The 17188-nt window shown below is 42.9% G+C and carries 12 protein-coding genes and 1 pseudogene; 9 read left to right on the top strand and 4 right to left on the bottom strand.

The genetic code is table 11. The features are described 5' to 3' along the window. Positions 1–819: 819 nt before the first annotated feature. The gene (trpB, locus tag ACYTXL_RS18380; RefSeq protein ID WP_461926002.1) at positions 820–2055 is read right to left on the bottom strand and encodes a tryptophan synthase subunit beta; all 1236 of its coding nucleotides are present in this window, start codon (positions 2053–2055) and stop codon (positions 820–822) included. A gap of 106 nt (positions 2056–2161) precedes the next feature. On the opposite strand from trpB, the gene ACYTXL_RS18375 reads away from it, so the two are divergent. From ACYTXL_RS18375 to ACYTXL_RS18365, 3 genes are all read left to right on the top strand, one after another. Continuing rightward, entirely contained in the window at positions 2162–2293 is a 132-nt protein-coding gene (locus ACYTXL_RS18375) for a hypothetical protein (RefSeq protein ID WP_461926001.1), read from the top strand. A 111-nt stretch (positions 2294–2404) separates the two neighbouring features. Continuing rightward, entirely contained in the window at positions 2405–2752 is a 348-nt protein-coding gene (locus ACYTXL_RS18370; protein ID WP_461926000.1) for a translation initiation factor, read from the top strand. 141 nt (positions 2753–2893) lie between these two features. Further along, entirely contained in the window at positions 2894–3052 is a 159-nt protein-coding gene (locus ACYTXL_RS18365) for a YqaE/Pmp3 family membrane protein (RefSeq protein ID WP_461925999.1), read from the top strand. Positions 3053–3889: 837 nt separating this feature from the next. Here ACYTXL_RS18365 and ACYTXL_RS18360 read toward each other — a convergent pair. The 3 genes from ACYTXL_RS18360 to lpdA all read right to left on the bottom strand — a co-directional run bounded on the left by ACYTXL_RS18360 (position 3890) and on the right by lpdA (position 6802). Continuing rightward, positions 3890–4141: a DUF5340 domain-containing protein gene (locus ACYTXL_RS18360; protein WP_461925998.1), complete on the bottom strand. Its 252-nt coding sequence runs from the start codon at positions 4139–4141 to the stop codon at positions 3890–3892. Between the two features lie 242 nt (positions 4142–4383). Further along, on the bottom strand, positions 4384–5274 hold the full coding sequence (gene trpC, locus ACYTXL_RS18355) for an indole-3-glycerol phosphate synthase TrpC (RefSeq protein ID WP_461925997.1): 891 nt from the start codon (positions 5272–5274) through the stop codon (positions 4384–4386). A 97-nt stretch (positions 5275–5371) separates the two neighbouring features. After that, positions 5372–6802 carry a dihydrolipoyl dehydrogenase gene (lpdA, locus tag ACYTXL_RS18350; protein WP_461925996.1) on the bottom strand — a complete coding sequence of 477 codons (1431 nt, stop codon included), beginning with the start codon at positions 6800–6802 and terminating at the stop codon, positions 5372–5374. Positions 6803–7663: 861 nt separating this feature from the next. Here lpdA and ACYTXL_RS18345 point away from each other — a divergent pair. From ACYTXL_RS18345 to ACYTXL_RS18320, 6 genes and pseudogenes are all read left to right on the top strand, one after another. Beyond that, a pseudogene (locus tag ACYTXL_RS18345) lies at positions 7664–8749 on the top strand (SWIM zinc finger family protein); the annotation flags it as partial. 783 nt (positions 8750–9532) lie between these two features. Beyond that, positions 9533–11272: a ShlB/FhaC/HecB family hemolysin secretion/activation protein gene (locus ACYTXL_RS18340; protein WP_461925995.1), complete on the top strand. Its 1740-nt coding sequence runs from the start codon at positions 9533–9535 to the stop codon at positions 11270–11272. 778 nt (positions 11273–12050) lie between these two features. Continuing rightward, a complete protein-coding gene (locus ACYTXL_RS18335; protein ID WP_461925994.1) occupies positions 12051–14687 on the top strand; it encodes an EAL domain-containing protein in 2637 nt (878 codons plus the stop codon). 73 nt (positions 14688–14760) lie between these two features. Next, the gene (locus tag ACYTXL_RS18330) at positions 14761–15681 is read left to right on the top strand and encodes a histone deacetylase family protein (RefSeq protein WP_461925993.1); all 921 of its coding nucleotides are present in this window, start codon (positions 14761–14763) and stop codon (positions 15679–15681) included. A 375-nt stretch (positions 15682–16056) separates the two neighbouring features. After that, a complete protein-coding gene (locus ACYTXL_RS18325) occupies positions 16057–16194 on the top strand; it encodes a hypothetical protein (protein WP_334972163.1) in 138 nt (45 codons plus the stop codon). A 177-nt stretch (positions 16195–16371) separates the two neighbouring features. Beyond that, positions 16372–16818, top strand: coding sequence for a tellurite resistance TerB family protein (locus ACYTXL_RS18320; protein ID WP_461925992.1), 447 nt, complete (start codon positions 16372–16374; stop codon positions 16816–16818). The last annotated feature ends 370 nt before the right edge of the window (positions 16819–17188 follow it).

Below are 17188 nucleotides of genomic sequence, written 5' to 3'. Positions count from 1 at the left end.
GCGTTTTATGTTCAAAAACTACCATCAAACGTTTAAATCCGCGATCTTACGAGACAATTATGCTGTTTAGAAAAAATTGCTCTCTACCATCATCCGTGATAGTTTAAAAGAACATCAATTTTGTCAATTAGTAATTACGCTTAAACTTTAACAAGTAGGTAGGTATAAAATTTAGTCTTTTTTGAACTAATTTGGCAAGAATAAATGATGCGTATCAAGATTAGGCGTAGGCATTGCCTTCCCAAAAATTCTGTTTACGACCCAAGTTTCAGCAATATCTTAAGTATTATTACTTATTTTAAATAGTATATAATCTTATTTATGGCGAATGCTCTACCAGTAGTATGATTATTTCTACAAAAATGGCAAATGGCATGAATTTCTCTACCAAAGGATTTCCAATTAAAAAAATATCCCATCGTCGGGGCGTATTGCAATACGCCCCTACAAATGTAGAAATAACAGGACTTACGCAAACAATAGCCGAAAAAAATGATTTTCTTCTTAGGGGCAATACCCTGCGGTCAGCTAAAGCTACATGAATTGCCCCTACCGTGTGTAGTTTTGCGTAAGTCCTAAATAATTTGGGATGATTTATTTTTTGTCAGTCCCTAAAACCTCTGGGCGACTAGCTTTGGTTGAGAGTTTCTAATTCTTTCTGTACCACGCGCAACACCCGCGCAATATATTCCGCACGCCACTGTTCACTCTCCTTGCAGTAAATTTTGGCGTGCCAACTCGTCGTAAGTGGGTTGCGGTAGCATAGTATATTGGAATTGTTGATCCATAATTGCTTTTTCGCCAAAATTTTATGTATATTTACGCATCATTTAATAACTTGGCTACTGTTTGTACATCCTTATCGCCGCGTCCAGAGCAGTTAATTACAATCCGGGGACTGTTGGGTAGTTGGGGACATAGAGTTTCGAGGTAGGCGATCGCATGGGCTGTTTCTAATGCTGGGATAATCCCCTCCAATTTCGACAATCGCTGGAATGCCGCCAAAGCTTGTGCATCAGTCACACTATAGTATTCAGCGCGACCAGCATCCTTCAAATAACTATGTTCTGGACCCACACCGGGATAATCTAACCCCGCACTAATTGAGTGTGCCTCAATAATTTGTCCATCTTCATCTTGCAGGAGATAGCTCATTGCTCCATGCAATACACCAACTCGTCCTTTTGTCAAGGTGGCTGCGTGTTTTGGTGTATTGACACCTTCTCCGGCTGCCTCAACCCCAATTAACCGTATAGAAGACTCATTGAGAAACTCATAGAATAGTCCCATAGCATTGGAACCACCACCAACACAAGCCAAGAGAATATCAGGCAATACACCCCACTTTTCCATTGCTTGGGCGCGAGTTTCTTGACCAATTACTGCATGAAAATCACGTACCATCATCGGGTAAGGATGAGGCCCTGCTACCGAACCCAGGATGTAGTGAGTCGTTTCCACATTTGTCACCCAATCCCGGATTGCTTCAGAAGTCGCATCCTTCAGGGTTCCCGTACCCGCCTCGACCGGACGCACTTCTGCCCCCATCAACTGCATTCTGAACACATTCAAAGCTTGGCGTTCCATGTCATGAACGCCCATGTAAATTATGCATTCCAACCCAAAACGAGCGCAAACTGTGGCTGTGGCAACTCCATGTTGTCCAGCACCCGTTTCGGCAATAATCCGTTGCTTACCCATGCGTTTTGCCAACAATACCTGACCAAGGGCATTATTGATTTTGTGAGAGCCAGTATGATTTAAATCCTCGCGCTTTAAGTAAATTTGCGGTCCGGTGCGATTGGGTCGGGCATAATGAGCAGTCAGGCGTTCAGCGAAATACAATGGTGTGGCACGTCCTACATAGTCCCGTAACAACTGCTGTAGTTCTGCTTGAAAACCAGGATCATTACGGTATTGCTGATAAACTGTTTCTAGTTCAGTAAGAGCAGGCATCAGCGTTTCAGGTACATACTTACCGCCAAAGCGTCCAAAGCGACCTAGCGTATCTGGAACTTGAGCAGTTGAACTTGGAGAAAGGGGAGTAGTAGTCACGGGCTGATTTTGATGAGGGGAATAACTTAATTATTATAGAAAAGTCTGGGGTATATCTGGGGAATGGGCAATGGGAACTAGGAACTAAATTCTTCGTTGATATTCAATGCCCAATACTTCTCTACGAGAGGCTGCGCCAACGACTTCTCTACGAGACGCTACGCGAACGCTACTTCGACCCTTCGACAGGCTCAGGGCAGGCAAGCTCAGTACAAGTCAGTACAAGTGCCCAATCTGATTGAATCCGTTGCAATGGATTTGTGATGTTAGCCTAGAAATTGATTTCCCAGCATAAACGGTTGCGTAGAAGTTTCCATTGCTTTTGAAATTTTTCTTAAACATTCATTTTATGTCTTCTTCCAATCCCAAATCTTCCGATAAAGGTTTTGTCTACCGCGAATTTGGCAACGACAACTCCGCCGCCACAGAAAGACCAATTCCAGAACTACCCACACAACAACAAAATCTCAAAGTACAAGCTTCCCGCAAAGGACGCAAAGGCAAAACCGTCACGGTGATTAGCGGTTTTCAAGCCAAACCGGAAACCTTGGCAGATTTGGTGAAGCAGTTGAAAAGTCAGTGTGGGACAGGTGGGACAATTAAAGACAACGAGATTGAAATTCAGGGCGAACACAAGCAGAAAATTGTCGAGATTTTAACCAAGCTAGGTTACAAAGCCAAAATTAGCGGTGGCTAATCTTGAGTGCGGTTTCCCGCATCTTAACCGTGACCTAGATTTAGTTCGGCAATGTTATCTTTGAGAGGTACAAATATACTTGAGCAGTGGTGAATCACTTCGCCGACAAGCTGTCTTTTGTAAAATTAACAGGAGGTTCAAATGGATTTAGTTCGTCTTCTGTGTGCCATTTTATTACCGCCTTTAGGGGTTTTTTTGCAAGTAGGTTTTGGTATAGATTTTTGGATTAATATAGTTTTGACACTTTTTGGTTACATTCCTGGGATTATTCATGCAGTGTGGATAATTTATAAGAAATAATTTTTTGTGGGGGTAGGTTGGGCGTACCAATCTCGGTTTTACTGATTCTGAGTAATTTTTGGATAGAGGCAATTCATTCATTGCCTCTATAGAAAGGGTTATGAGTTGGATGTCTGCAAATTATTAAAGAAGAATTCATCAGCTACAATCAATTAGAGACTTCCAATTAAAAAAATATCTAACTTCTTGTAGAGTGCGTTACTTCCTTAAGCCCCATCTTGATCTAATAGACATCTCCATAAATTAATGATGCGTTACCTGAAACCCTTGTAGAGACGTTATGTCTAATCTGTGACGGTGCGTTAGTCAAAGTGATAAGGGCATCCTTGTATTCGTAACTCTAATTGGATAAAAATCTCAAATTATTTCGACAGCATTAATATAATTATTGTATAAATTGTAAAAAGCTATTGCAGCTTTCGGCCTTAGTGAGATACAAGAACCCCACCTCCAACCCCCTCCCCGCAAGCGATGAGGGGGCTATGATGTGCTTCATCTGATTGGGAAACGCTATAAGTTAGTAGTTAGAGAAAAAATAACTCTGTATAACTTTAGGAAAGTAGCTAAATAAAGTTAGATTTATATAAACTAAAATCTGTGCGTTAATACTGCCGATTTTAAATCCTTATCTAGTAATTTCAGATATTTTTGCAAAGCAGAGAAAGTTCTCTAACCAGAATCATTTTAAATCACACCCCAAACTGTGCATTTGAGATAAGCAAGTACGGTGGAAGTTTTGAGTATTAGTTTCTTCAATACACAGAGAGGCTTTCTGACGGTGGTAAGCCAACTTAACAAAGATGCAAAATTTGAGGTTGAGATATTAAGTTATCAGCTTCAATCGGGGGCAACAACTTTACTCTCGTGATGATGGTTGATCGACCAACGGTGATCAATAGTTACAGAGGAAAACTCACAAATTTCTTCTAGTCGTTTTTGTTGTACGGCAGCTTTACGGAGAGTAATAATTAGCTGATTCACCTGATGCCGTAAATCGGGATTATCATTTACCGCTAACATGGTTTGTCTTTCTAAAAGTTGAAGTATAAGTTCGTAATGAATAGGTGAAGGTAGAGGAATTTGCTCCATGAAGTTAAATTTTGATTTTATATTTGGGATTTTGTATTAGTCAGAGTTTATCTCCTGTTAATAAATTGTTACACAAGAAATAACTAATTCCTTAGAGCTTTATTTAATTAGTAATAAAGATTTGGCAAAGATATTGATGATATTTAACGGGAAAGTGTTGCGTGTATACGTATAGTGTGCCCGATCGCCTAAGAATTCTTTGTAGTTACCCTGCACTAAGAGGCGCAGGGGAGGTGTTTTTTTCAGAAATTCGTCGGCAAGATCCGGGTGATCGCAGCGCCGGGATCTGGTTGTTTTACCAAAGATTCTCCAATGAGTACAGCAGATGCACCTGCTGTAAATACCAAACTTAAATCATCAGGGTTGTTTAGTCCTGACTCGCTAACAACAAGGATGTTTTTCTCCTGGAATTGGCTACCCCTTGCAGCTAAAAGTTGGCAAGTAGTTTGCAGGTCAACAGAGAAATCTTCTAAATTGCGATTATTGATTCCTATTAAGGAGACCCCATCTAAGGCTAACACACGGTCAAGTTCTGCCAAACTATGGACTTCAATCAAGGCTGCCATTTTCAGTTTGTGAGCAATTTTCAGGAAGTATTTCAAATCTTGATCGCCCAGGATAGCTGCAATCAACAAAATAGCATCTGCACCATGAACCCGCGCCAAGTATATTTGGTAAGCATAAATGATAAACTCTTTGCATAGTAGGGGCAAATCTACGGCAGCCCGAACTTTAGCTAAGTTGTCAAAACTACCTTGAAAGAACTTGACATCTGTAAGCACAGAAAGACAAGTGGCTTTGCCTTGCTGATAAGATAGGGCGATCGCTACTGGATCAAAATCTTCTCGTAAAACGCCTTTACTCGGTGAAGCTTTTTTGACTTCGGCAATCAATGCTGGCTTAGTCTTACCTTGGCGCAAGGCGGCGACAAAATCACGGGTTGGCGGCGCAGTTAGTACCTGCTTAACCAATTCCTTCAAAGGAACTTTTTCCCGCATTTGGTCATATTCTGCTTCTTTCTGCCAGACAATTTCCTCCAAGATGTTCTTTGGCGCCCCGTCAGGCACGGCAGCCTGATAACGTAACATGGATACATTAATAGCTGGGTTAGGTGAACGACGACGGATTTGCATAATTAGTCATTAGTCATTGGTCATTGGTCATTGGTCATTAGTAATTAGTCATTTATCCTTGTTTATTAGCAAAGGACAAATGACTAAGGACAAATGACTAAATGGCGATCGCTCGTTTATAAGCTTCGTCCAATACTTCCGAAAGTGTCGGGTGGGCGTGAACTAGATGTGCCAAGTTTTGCACAGATTGACGGTTTGCGATCGCAGCTGAGGCTTCATGAATTAAGTCTGAGGCATGCAATCCGAAAATGTGAACGCCTAAAACTTCTCCGGTGTCTTTGCGATATATCACCTTGGCAATCCCATCAGCTTCATTTTCTGCCAAGGCTTTAGAATTTCCTTTGAAGTAACTCTTACTTGTGGCGATTTCAAACCCTTCGGTTTGTCCCAACTCTTTAGCGGCGGTTTCTGTTAAGCCCACATAGCTGAGTTCCGGGTGGGTAAAGGCTGCGGCGGGGATGCTGCGATAGTCTACTATTCTTTCCCTCCCAACTATGTTTTCTACCGCGATGATGCCTTGAGCAGAAGCCGCATGTGCTAACATCATCTTCCCATTACCATCCCCAATTGCCCACAAATGCGGCACCACTTCACCTGCTGATAGCACTGCCATGCGCTCGTCTACTGGAATAAAATTCCGCCGATCGAGTTCTACACCCACAGACTCTAAACCGAGATTTTTAGTCGCTGGGATGCGTCCAGTAGCCACCAAGCAAGCATCTACTTCGATGACATCTACATCTTCTTTGGTTTTTAAATCTGCTAACTCAATTATCACAGGTGAACCTGGGATAACTTTTTTGGCGTATATCCCCACTTTCGTTTCAATATCGCGGGGAGTAATTAGCACTCGTTCGGCAAGTTTGGCAATATCACGGTCAAATCCTGGCATTAGCTGATCTAGGGCTTCAATCAAGGTGATTTCACAACCCAAAGCTGAGTAAATATCAGAAAATTCCAAGCCGATGTAACCACTGCCAATAATTGCTATCCAGTCTGGTAACGACTCTAATTTGACACCTTGATCGCTGGTAAAGACAGTTTTGCCGTCTACTTCAATCCCTGGAGGCACAAAAGGAATTGAACCTGGGGAAAGGATGATGTCTTTGGCTGTAATCGTTTTTTCACCGCCATCTCCGGTGATGGAGACTTTTTGCGCCCCAGCGATTTTTCCCCAACCTCTGATGATATCGACTTTTAGACGTTTGAGACTGTTGGTTAAGTCGCCTTGAATTTTCGAGACGAGATTGTTAGCATGATTTGCGATCGCTTGGCGATCGAATTCCACGCTACCAATTTGAATTCCCAGTGACTTGAGGTGGTGGGCATCGCGTAACTCCCGCACACGCCCAGATGCCGCTAGTAGCGCCTTAGAAGGAATACAGCCCCGATTAACACAGGTTCCTCCCATATCAGCAGCTTCAATAATCGCTGTTTTCAGACCGCAACTTACAGCGTGTAAGGCTGCACCATGCCCGCCTACACCAGCGCCGATAATGACTAAATCGTAATCAAATCCTTGACTCACGTTAGTTTCCCCGTGTGCTTCGCCTATTTATTCTCAACTTGACCGACAATCAGTGCAACCCCTTTAACAGTTATCAGTTTCGTCGCTGGGTTTAAGTTCCCAGTACACACTTATCTGTAATCAGTGAGATTTGGTAACTGATTTAAATCTCTTAGCATAGGCTTGATAACTATTTACTGATTTAACGTTCGGGTTTTACTAACTCAAATTATGATTCACTGACTTCTGGCGAAAAGACGGATGTTTTCAGTAATTATAGTCAAAAGCGTATACTTATTTATTTTTATACTGCTTGAATTTATTCACAGAAATACCCGGTAAGCGTAGAGCTTCAGTCACAAAGCGTACCCAGATTAAGCGACTCGTGCGGTAATAAAGGCAGTCAGTCTTAATCTTTATGCACTTTGATGGTAAAATTAACCTAACAGGAAAGGGATACAACCTGTCTAAAAACCTAGCAGCCTAACTGCTTTGCGCTGTACCTTCTCCCAAGGGGAGACGCTAACGCGAAGACAACTGAATCTATGGGGTTCTACTCGTTGTTCTAGTAGTGCTTTTGCACAACCTGAAAGTAGGTAAAAGATTCACAGGAACTAGAGGACCAGCTTTATACAGACGCGAAATTTCGCGTCTCTAACAAACAAATTTTGGATAAATCCAACTACGGTAGGGCATACCGAAAGTTAAAGCTTGGGGAGAGAACCACCTCTGGACTAGGTAACGCAAGGAACTTAGTTTAAGTGGACTCGTTGAACCAAGAATCTCAGTCACGAAGCCGTGCTGAGAGTGTCAAAGCGCCTTAGCCTAACACCTAAGCTGGATTTAAGATTGATCCAGAGGATTTACACAGGCGATCGCTCGATGTCTATTCCCCAAATTAGCGAATTTACTATCCGCCGTCATGCCAACGCCAAATCTTTCCAGCAGGGTGAGGCATACTATGAGGCTGGTGCTGTCAATGCTGTTGCCCAACGTGGTGATCTGCTTCAGGCAGGTGTTGCAGGCAGTCAAGCTACACCTTATCATGTCAACGTGAGTTTCGATCGCAGTGGGTTTTCAGTAAGCTGTACCTGTGATTACGACCTTGAAGGGTGGTGTAAACACGTTGTAGCGACAATGCTCGTCTGTGTGCGTAACTCAGAAAATATTCAGCAGCGCCCCACCCTAGAACAACTACTAAATCGCCTAGATTATATCCAAACTCAAAGGCTGCTGCAAGAATTGGTAACAGAATATTTACCGCTAATTGATATGATTGAGCGCCATGTCAACTGGATGACTAATCGAGATAACAAGCAAACAACCACAAAATTCATGCGCCGCAGTACTATTGATCCGGTTCCTTTTCGGGGGCAAGTCCGGCAGATTCTCCGGGATACTGTGCGCTACTTTGAAGAGGGGTACGAAGAAGATCCGATTGCCGATAAATTGCTAAGTGTGGTGCAAACTGCGGTAGATTTTAGCGAACGAGGACAAGGTGAAAATGCGATCGCTATTTTGGAAGCGATTACCTCTACCTGTGTGGAAAATTGGGATGATGTTGCAGAATACGGCGCGGAAAATGATCAAATTGTCAGACAATTAAATAATGCTTGGTCTGAAGCAATTCTCAGTACCGAGCTGACGCCAGAAGAAAAAGTTGATATTCAAATAAATTTAGAAGCTTGGCAAGATGAGTGGAATGCTGATTTTGGCATAGTTATGGAGGTTTTACGCCAAGGTTGGGATTATCCGCCACTGGTGCAAGTTCTCCAAGGTAATATCACCGAAAGGGGAGCTTGGGAAGAAGACGTTCCAGATTATGCTGATGATTTGGCACTAATTCGCTTGAAAATTCTCGAACATCAGGAACGTTACCAAGAATACCTGTATTTAGCAAAAGCGGAAGGGCAAACCCAGGAGTATCTGACAATGCTAGGGCGTTTAGGCAGGGTGGAAGAAGCAATTGAAGGCACGTAATGCCTACTTGGAATCTGGGAAGAAAGCTGGCTGGTTAAACTATCGGGAAAAGTTAATCAAAACCCACCCTCGCAAACATAAATTGATCGGAATGTTTAAGAAAAAGACCATACAGTAAGGATTATTGTTTGAAAAACTGATGAGAGGTTTAAGAAACTCGATAATGCTTAATCTGCGATCGCAACACTTTCTTTGTCTAAATGTTTTTGCTTACCTTCTGAAGTAATAAGTGTAACCTGGATCACGCCATACACAAAATCCTGATTTATCCAAATACTCTAGCAGGACTTACGCACTCAAAAGCTGAAACTTCGATCCCCCCTAACCCCCTTTAAAAAGGGGGGATCTTAAAGAGCCGACTTTTTAAGGGGTTGGGGGATCTATAAATGCGTAAGTCCTATCTATTTCTCCGGCAGCCGCAGATAATTCCAACATATCTGCTTGCTTATGCAGATCGAACACCATCGATCCTTTCAAGTCTGCATTGACACTCCCCCGGCTGAACAAATATGACATTTACAGCAGTTTTCATGTATTTGAACCACATCTGTTGTATGGAACATTCCTATGGCCCAAAAGCGCGAATCTATTTACCTAAAAATAGCTGTAAATTGAGATTTTCCCAGATATCAACTTTAGCGACAAAAGATGAAGTAAGATTCACATCTGAAGCAGTCGCCATATAATTCCATAGTTTCTGACAAAAAATAGTTCAGTGCGATGATTAATAAATATCCTCAGAATCTTATATTGTCCTGCTTACCTCTGAATATGCTTCTATTACTCAGCAGCATATCTTTTAGTCCAGAGAGAGCTCAGGCTATTGATACTACACAATTACCAACTAGTAATTTCATCCTGTCGCAAAAACTCCCACCACCACAGGATGTCCAACCACCTGCACCTTCGCCACTTCCCTCACCGGAACTGCCACAGCCACTCCCTCCACCAGCAGAACTATTTCCCCCGTCTGCCCCAACTCCCACACCAGAGGAACCAATCCCTGGCAACTTTCCTCAAACTATTGTTGTTGAACGGTTTGAAGTTGTTGGTAGCACAGTCTTCAGTCCCGAAGAGTTAGCCAAAGCCACTGCTGAATTTACCAAACGACCGATCTCACTAACTGAAGTGTATCAAGCACGTTCTAAAATCACTGATCTATACATAAAAAATGGTTACATTACTTCTGGTGCTTATATTCCACCCCAAAGAATCCAATCCGGTGTTGTCAAAATTCAGGTGGTCGAAGGTAAATTAGAAGATATCCACGTAACTGGGACTCGGCGGTTGAATCCGAATTATGTCCGCAACCGACTAGCAATAGCGACATCACCGCCTCTGAATCGTCAGCGTCTACTAGAGGCACTGCAACTTTTGCAACTTAATCCTTTGATTCAAAACGTCTCTGCTGAACTCTCAGCAGGATCGCAGACTGGTGTGAATCTTTTAGAAGTTAAGATCACTGAGGCAAAAACCTTTAGTAGCCCAATAGTTCTTGATAATGGGCGATCGCCTAGTGTTGGCAGTTTCCGCCGTCGATTACAATTGAATGAAGCCAACCTATTGGGGCTGGGAGACTCTCTGGGTCTAGGTTATACTAATACCGATGGTAGCAACTCCTTTGAGGCCAGCTATACATTACCACTCAATCCCAAAAACGGAACCCTCACTTTCAACTATGGCACTACGTCGAGTAATGTCATTGAACCTCCTTTCAACATTTTAGATATCCAATCGGCTTCTCGCTATTACGAACTAACATTTCGCCAGCCCATAGTTCAAACTCCTACACAAGAATTCGTCCTGGGGTTGACAGCCTCCCGACGCGAAAGTGAAGCCTCCTATTTCCCCTTGCAATTAGAGCGACTAGCTTTCCCCGGTTCAGGCGCTGATGAACAGGGACGTACTAGGGTATCTGCGTTGCGATTTTTTCAAGAATGGACGAGTCGTAACAGCCATGAAGTCATCGCCCTACGCTCTCAATTCAGTTTGGGCATAGATGCGTTGAATGCCACGATTAATCAAAATCCTCCCGATAGTCGTTTTTTTGCTTGGCAAGGGCAAGCACAGTGGGCACGGCTTTTAGCTCCTCAAACCTTACTATTACTTCGTTTAAATACCCAACTCGCATCCAGAACACTTTTGCCTTTAGAGCAATTTGGCTTAGGTGGGCAGGATAGCGTTCGTGGCTACCGTCAAGATTACCTGCTAACGGATAATGGCACTTTTGTTTCTGCGGAAGTTCAAGTACCGATTCTGCGCTTACCGCAGATAGATAGCATTTTACAGGTTGTCCCCTTTGTAGATTTTGGTGTTGGCTGGAATAGTTCTGGTATAAAGAATCCCGACCATAATACTCTAGCAGCTGTTGGTCTGGGGTTGCGTTGGTCACAGAGCGATCGCTTCACCGTTCGTCTTGACTGGGGCATTCCTTTAATATCTGTGAACTCAAATGAGAGAACATTACAAGAAAACGGTCTGTATTTTAGTTTATTTTATAATCCTTTTTAAAATTTAGGGGTTCATTCTCCTTGGAAGCATCTCAGTCAAAGCAAATATACCAGATGAGAAACAAGATTCTTGCTCCCTCTCCTTAATAAGGAGAGGGTTGGGGTGAGGTTTTACAAGGCTTTTTACACTCATTGAGATGCTCCCATTCTCCTTTACTTTAGACGTAGCTCGGAGGCGGAGTAACTCTTTTTCTGTTGCCGCAGTTAGCCACAACGCAACAGGAGCAACTCCAGGGGAAAAATACGCAAGGCGCTGCTCTCAGTTACCTTGCTTTAAGCAAGCTACAGTCCTTCCCTGCGGGACGCTACGGGAACGACAAGCTCAGGAACTATCGGGGTTTAAATAAAAGTCTGAAACTCTTTTGAATGCAATAATCTTGAATTTTGAATTTTGGATTGTCAATCTGGGTATCCTAAGAAAGACTAAGGTTGGATGATCTAGATGAAAAGTTAACTCAACAGTAAATAAAAAACTAATAAGATAAGTACTCTTAATTAGTTCCATTTACTAACTTTTGCCCCATTTAGTCATCTTCATGACACTAAATCACTGACAATTAGTAAATAAGCTGATAGATAGTTGATATCTGAGAAAGGAGAGCTAAAAAAGAGTCAAACTCCTAGGTGTATACCTGTAGTCTTAAAAAGGGTGACTTAATTCGCTCCTTTTTAAGAAGGGTTAGGAACGAGCAAGCCTTAACCAAGCGTATTGGAACTTATCGGAGTAGTATTTTTCCGACTCAGAAATAAATAAAAATCTAAGAATTTGAGGAACAGCAATGCTAGGAAATGAGCCGGAAAAAATACGCCATCTGTTGGTCATCCAAGACCTGGAAGGGGAACGAACTGTCCCCTTACAAGAGGCTACTTATTCTCTGGGGCGGCATCCCGCAAACACTATTGTCTTGGCTTCCCGGTCAGTATCAATGCAACATGCAATTTTATTGCGAGTAACTGTTCCAGAGACTGACCAATACAGCTTCCAGATTATTGATGGCAACTATAAGGGAAAAGCAAGTACTAATGGCTTATTTGTCAATGGCACTAAATGCTTTTCTCATAATCTCAGAAACGGAGATATCATTGCCTTTGGCAGTAATAAAGCTCAGGCTAAATATTATGCTGTTTCCAACATTTCAGAACAAGTATTTTCAGAATCTGGCGATGTTGAAGACTTATCTGGTTTCCTATCAGAGCAAGCCAGTCTTGCTTATCCTTTTCAAACCTTAGCTATCGATCCTAACTTTGAAGCAGCTACTGAATCCGCCCTAGCTCGCCTAGCATCCTTTCCTGAACTCATCCCCAATCCAATTGTTGAAATGGATTTCGAGGGAACAGTTACTTATCTTAATCCAGCTGCAACTCTCAAATTTCCCAAACTCAGGGAAGTTGGGACGCAACATCCGATCTTAACAGGACTATTGAGTGGAGTTAACAATCTAGAAAAAAAATCTTTTGTGCGAGAGGTGGAAGTAGGCGCAGAAGTTTTTGAACAATCTGTTCTCTACCTTCCTGAAAGTGATTTAATTAGAACTTTTATTATTAGGGATATTACAGAGCAAAAGCAAGCTACAGCTGAACTGCGCCAGCGCGATCGCTTACTACAAGCAGTTGCGGAAGCTGCCAATTATTTGCTCAGGGAAATCAATTACGAAACTGGTATTCATCGAGCTTTAGCTGTACTGGGCGAAGCTGCCAAGGCAGATCGTGCCTATCTCTTTCAGAACCATCCCCATCCTGTTACAGGGGAAATAGCAGTCAGCCTCCAGTTTGAATGGACGCACCCCTCTATTAAATCTAGCCACCACCATTGGCAGAATCAGCTTTATGAAGCTTCTGGATTAGCCCGTTGGTACAGTGTTCTCTCTAGCGGCGAGTCGATTAGCGGACTCACTCAAAAATTTCCTGTCACCGAACAAGAATTCCTGATTAGAGATGGGATTAAATCCCTTCTTCTGGTGCCTTTTCGCTTGGAGAATGAGTTCTGGGGGTATCTTGGCTTGGCAGACTGCACTTTTGAGCGTCATTGGTCAACCCACGAAGAATCTACTCTTTTAACGATGGCCGCTAGTATCATTGGTACGCGGCAGCGTCAGCTAGTAGAAGAAAAGATTCGCTATCAAGCCCTCCATGACGTGCTGACAGGGTTGCCCAATCGTGTACTATTTAATGAGCTGCTCAGTAAAACCGTGTCTAATGCCACTCGGAATGGCGAAAGTTTAGCTGTGATCTTCCTTGACCTAGATCGTTTCAAGGTGATTAATGACACTCTGGGGCACACTCTGGGAGACGAATTGTTACAAAGCGTCGCTCAAAGATTAAATGACTCACTCAGAGGCGGAGACACTATAGCGCGTTGGGGAGGCGATGAGTTCACTATCTTACTCCCGCGAGTCAATGATATTGAAGAAGTAACTCTGGTGGCGTACAGAATTTTACAAGCCTTAGAGGATGCTTTCTATCTCCAAGAGCATGAACTTTATGTAACTGCCAGCCTTGGTATTGCGTTGCTTGATAACAACAGTCCTGACGCCGAAACACTAATCCAGCACGCAGATGCCGCTTTGTATTACGCCAAGGACAAAGGGCGGAATAACTACCAATTCTACAGTGTTTCCCTAAGCGCTAAAAATCCTGAACTCCTGAGCTTAGAAAAGAGCTTGCGCTATGCCCTAGAACGCAAAGAATTTACGGTGTACTATCAGCCTCGTGTGAACATTGCCACAGAAGAAATTACTGGTATGGAGGCTCTGTTGCGTTGGCAGCACCCAGAGATGGGCTTGATTGCACCCAGTGTCTTCATTCCCCTCGCTGAAGAAAGTGGATTAATTGTCCCCATCGGTGAATGGGTGTTGCGGACAGCCTGTAGCCAAAATAAAACCTGGCAAGATGCCGGATTGCCACCCATAACGATCGCTGTTAATCTTTCTCTTAAACAGTTCCGTCAACCCAAATTGCTGGAGACTATAGCCGAAGTTTTAGAACAAAGGGGGCTGGAGCCACGCTTTTTAGAATTAGAAATTACCGAAAGCACAGCCGTTGAAGATTTAGATTTTACCAGGAAGGTGTTAGAGGATCTACAGCAGATGGGTATTTACATCTCCATTGATGACTTTGGTACGGGTTATTCCTCGCTGTCGCGCCTCCAGCATTTGCCATGCCACAATTTGAAAATAGATAAGTCTTTTATTCAAGATTTGACGCAGGATGTGAAAGTAGCTTATATCATCAAGGCCATAGTTGGCATGGGACACAGCTTAGGATTCAAGTTGACAGCCGAAGGGGTAGAAAAAGAAGAGGAACTGGAGTTTTTGAAATCTATCGACTGTGACGATGTACAGGGCTTTTTATTTTACCGCCCGGTTTCTGCAAAGCTGGCAACAGAAATCCTCGAAAGTAAACGACCAACGCTCTAGTGCAAGGAAAAACTGTTTGTACCAGTGAGGATACAATAGCATTGAATGTCCTGCTGCCAAACTTTTCCGTCCTATGCTGCCAGTCATTTATTCCGACGAATTTTTAGATCACAAGACTGGAAAATACCATCCCGAAAAACCAGAACGCTTGAGGGCGATCGCTACTGCCCTAAAAGCAGCTAGATTCGCAGATAAAATTGTCTGGCAAAAGCCCACACCAGCATCAGAACAACCATCACTGATGTCTGTGTTGCTGAAAGCGCATAGCCGGGACTATATCAAAAAACTTTGGCAAATCGCCTCTAGTGGCGGTGGCCCTTTGGATGGAGATACCCCCGTTTCCCCACGCAGTTATGATGTGGCATTGTTGGCAGTCAGTGCTTGGTTAGATGGAGTTGAGGCTGTATTGAAGTCCGCTAATCCGGCTTTTGTATTGGCGCGTCCACCGGGACACCATGCAGAAAGTGATGCGGGGATGGGCTTTTGCCTATTTTCTAATGCAGCGATCGCCGCTTTATTTGCCCTAGAACAACCTGGAATTAATCGCGTTGCTATCCTTGATTGGGATGTGCATCACGGTAATGGTACTCAGGCGATCGTTGAAAGTGAAGCACGCATTGCCTACTGTTCTCTACATCAGTATCCATGCTATCCCGGTACTGGAAGCTCGACAGAACGCGGCTTTCATAATAATGTCTTAAATTTACCTGTACCCCCTGGTAGTGATATTGCAGTATATCAGCCACTATTTGAAAGACAGGTTATACCGTTTTTAGCTAACTTTCAGGCAGATTTACTGATTGTGAGTGCTGGTTATGATGGCAATGCCGCAGATCCTTTGGCAAGTATCAATTTGCAGCCAGAAGACTACGGTTTATTTACTGATTATTGTCTAGGGGTAACTCGGAAAATTCTGTTTGGCTTAGAAGGTGGTTACGATTTTGAAACTCTTTCTCAATCAGTTGTAGCGACGATTGAACATTGTTTACTTTAAGCTTTGCTTGTTTACTTCTAGGACTTACGCACAAGACATCCCCCAACCCCCTTAAAAATTTGGCTCTTTGAGTTTCCCCCCAATTTATCGGGGGATTAGGGGCGATCGAGGTTTCAAGTTTTTAGTACCTAAGTCCTGACTTCATTGCCCGACAAAATGTTCACACAAATGGGCAAAGGTTTCTGGCACTGGGAAGCAGAAGGGCAGTTTTGATGTCAAGTTCATCAAATCTTCAGAAAGAAAAAGTTTAAGTCGGATCTGAAAGAGCTAAAGTTTTGTTAAGATGCAATTGCTAGCAGTTTCTCAGCGAAATTCACCTATCGGGGTGTGGAGAAATAAAAAGTACTAGCAGCACAAATTTCTCAAGGTGAAGCAATGACCACCTATATTTTTTTCGATGAAGCCCTACGAATGCTGACCAACGCCTATTTGATATCAGCAGTACTGTTAATAGCAGCTTCTGGCATAGGTTTGGCGGTAATTGAAACTATAGAAAAGACAGGAGAAGGCTAAGTTTACAGATGGCAGTGTAGTTATTGCCAAAAACCATTGGGTGCATGTGTTCGCTGTGAAGAAATCCTGGGAACACTAAAGCATGAAAGTCTCATAGCGTTGCAGTCTTACCTGGAAATCTACCAAACATACAGGTAGCTGTAGGGCTATTGAGACCCTAAGCAAGGAGTTACTACAATGGGTCTATTCGACGCTGTATTGGGCAGTGAAAGCCAAACCCAAACAGCACTCAATCCAGAGGAAGCTTTTGCTGTGATTATCTTAATGGCAACAGCCTCAGACGGTTATCTTTCTGTTGAGCAAGCAAATTCTATCACTTCTGTGCTATCTCGGATGGAACTTTTTAAAAGTTATCCCCATGAGATGATGAATAGGCTGTTTGAGAAAATCTTGGGCATTCTCCAGGGTGAGGGTTTTAATGCTTTATTTAATGCAGCCAAAGATTCTCTATCTCAAGACTTGCGGGAAGCAGCCTTTGCAGTAGCCACTGATTTAGTCTTAGCTAAAGGTATTGTAGATGAAGAAGATAAAAACTTCTTAAATGATTTATGTCAAGCTTTAGGGGTTTCTAGGGAGATAGCAATACAAATTGTGCAAGTAATCTTAATTAAAAACCGGGGATAGGGCGATAAAACATATCTCTAATTAAACTATACAAATAGCTTATAAACAAAGCGTGCCAAAGAAGCCTAACTCCTTTGGCACTATTTTTGGTGTTATTCTGACTAGACTGAGATTCCCGACTTTTTCGAGAACTCATATCATGTCCGCCAAATTACCCATACATAATAAAAGAACCCCACCCCCAACTCTTCCCCCCAGGCTCTTATACTGTTTGACTTTAATTATGATACAAATACCTTGGTAGGGGCACGGCAATGCCCATTGGTGTCAACTTCAGAAAAAATCTGCTTTGAGAAGGCGTTTTGCCCTCATCCCCTAACCCCTTCTCCCAAGTTGGGAGAAGGGGAACTAGAGAATTTGCTCCCCTCTC

It is taken from the genome of Nostoc sp., from assembly GCF_054880495.1.
Note: the sequence above shows the minus strand (reverse complement) of the source record. Positions and strands in the feature narration are given on the sequence as shown.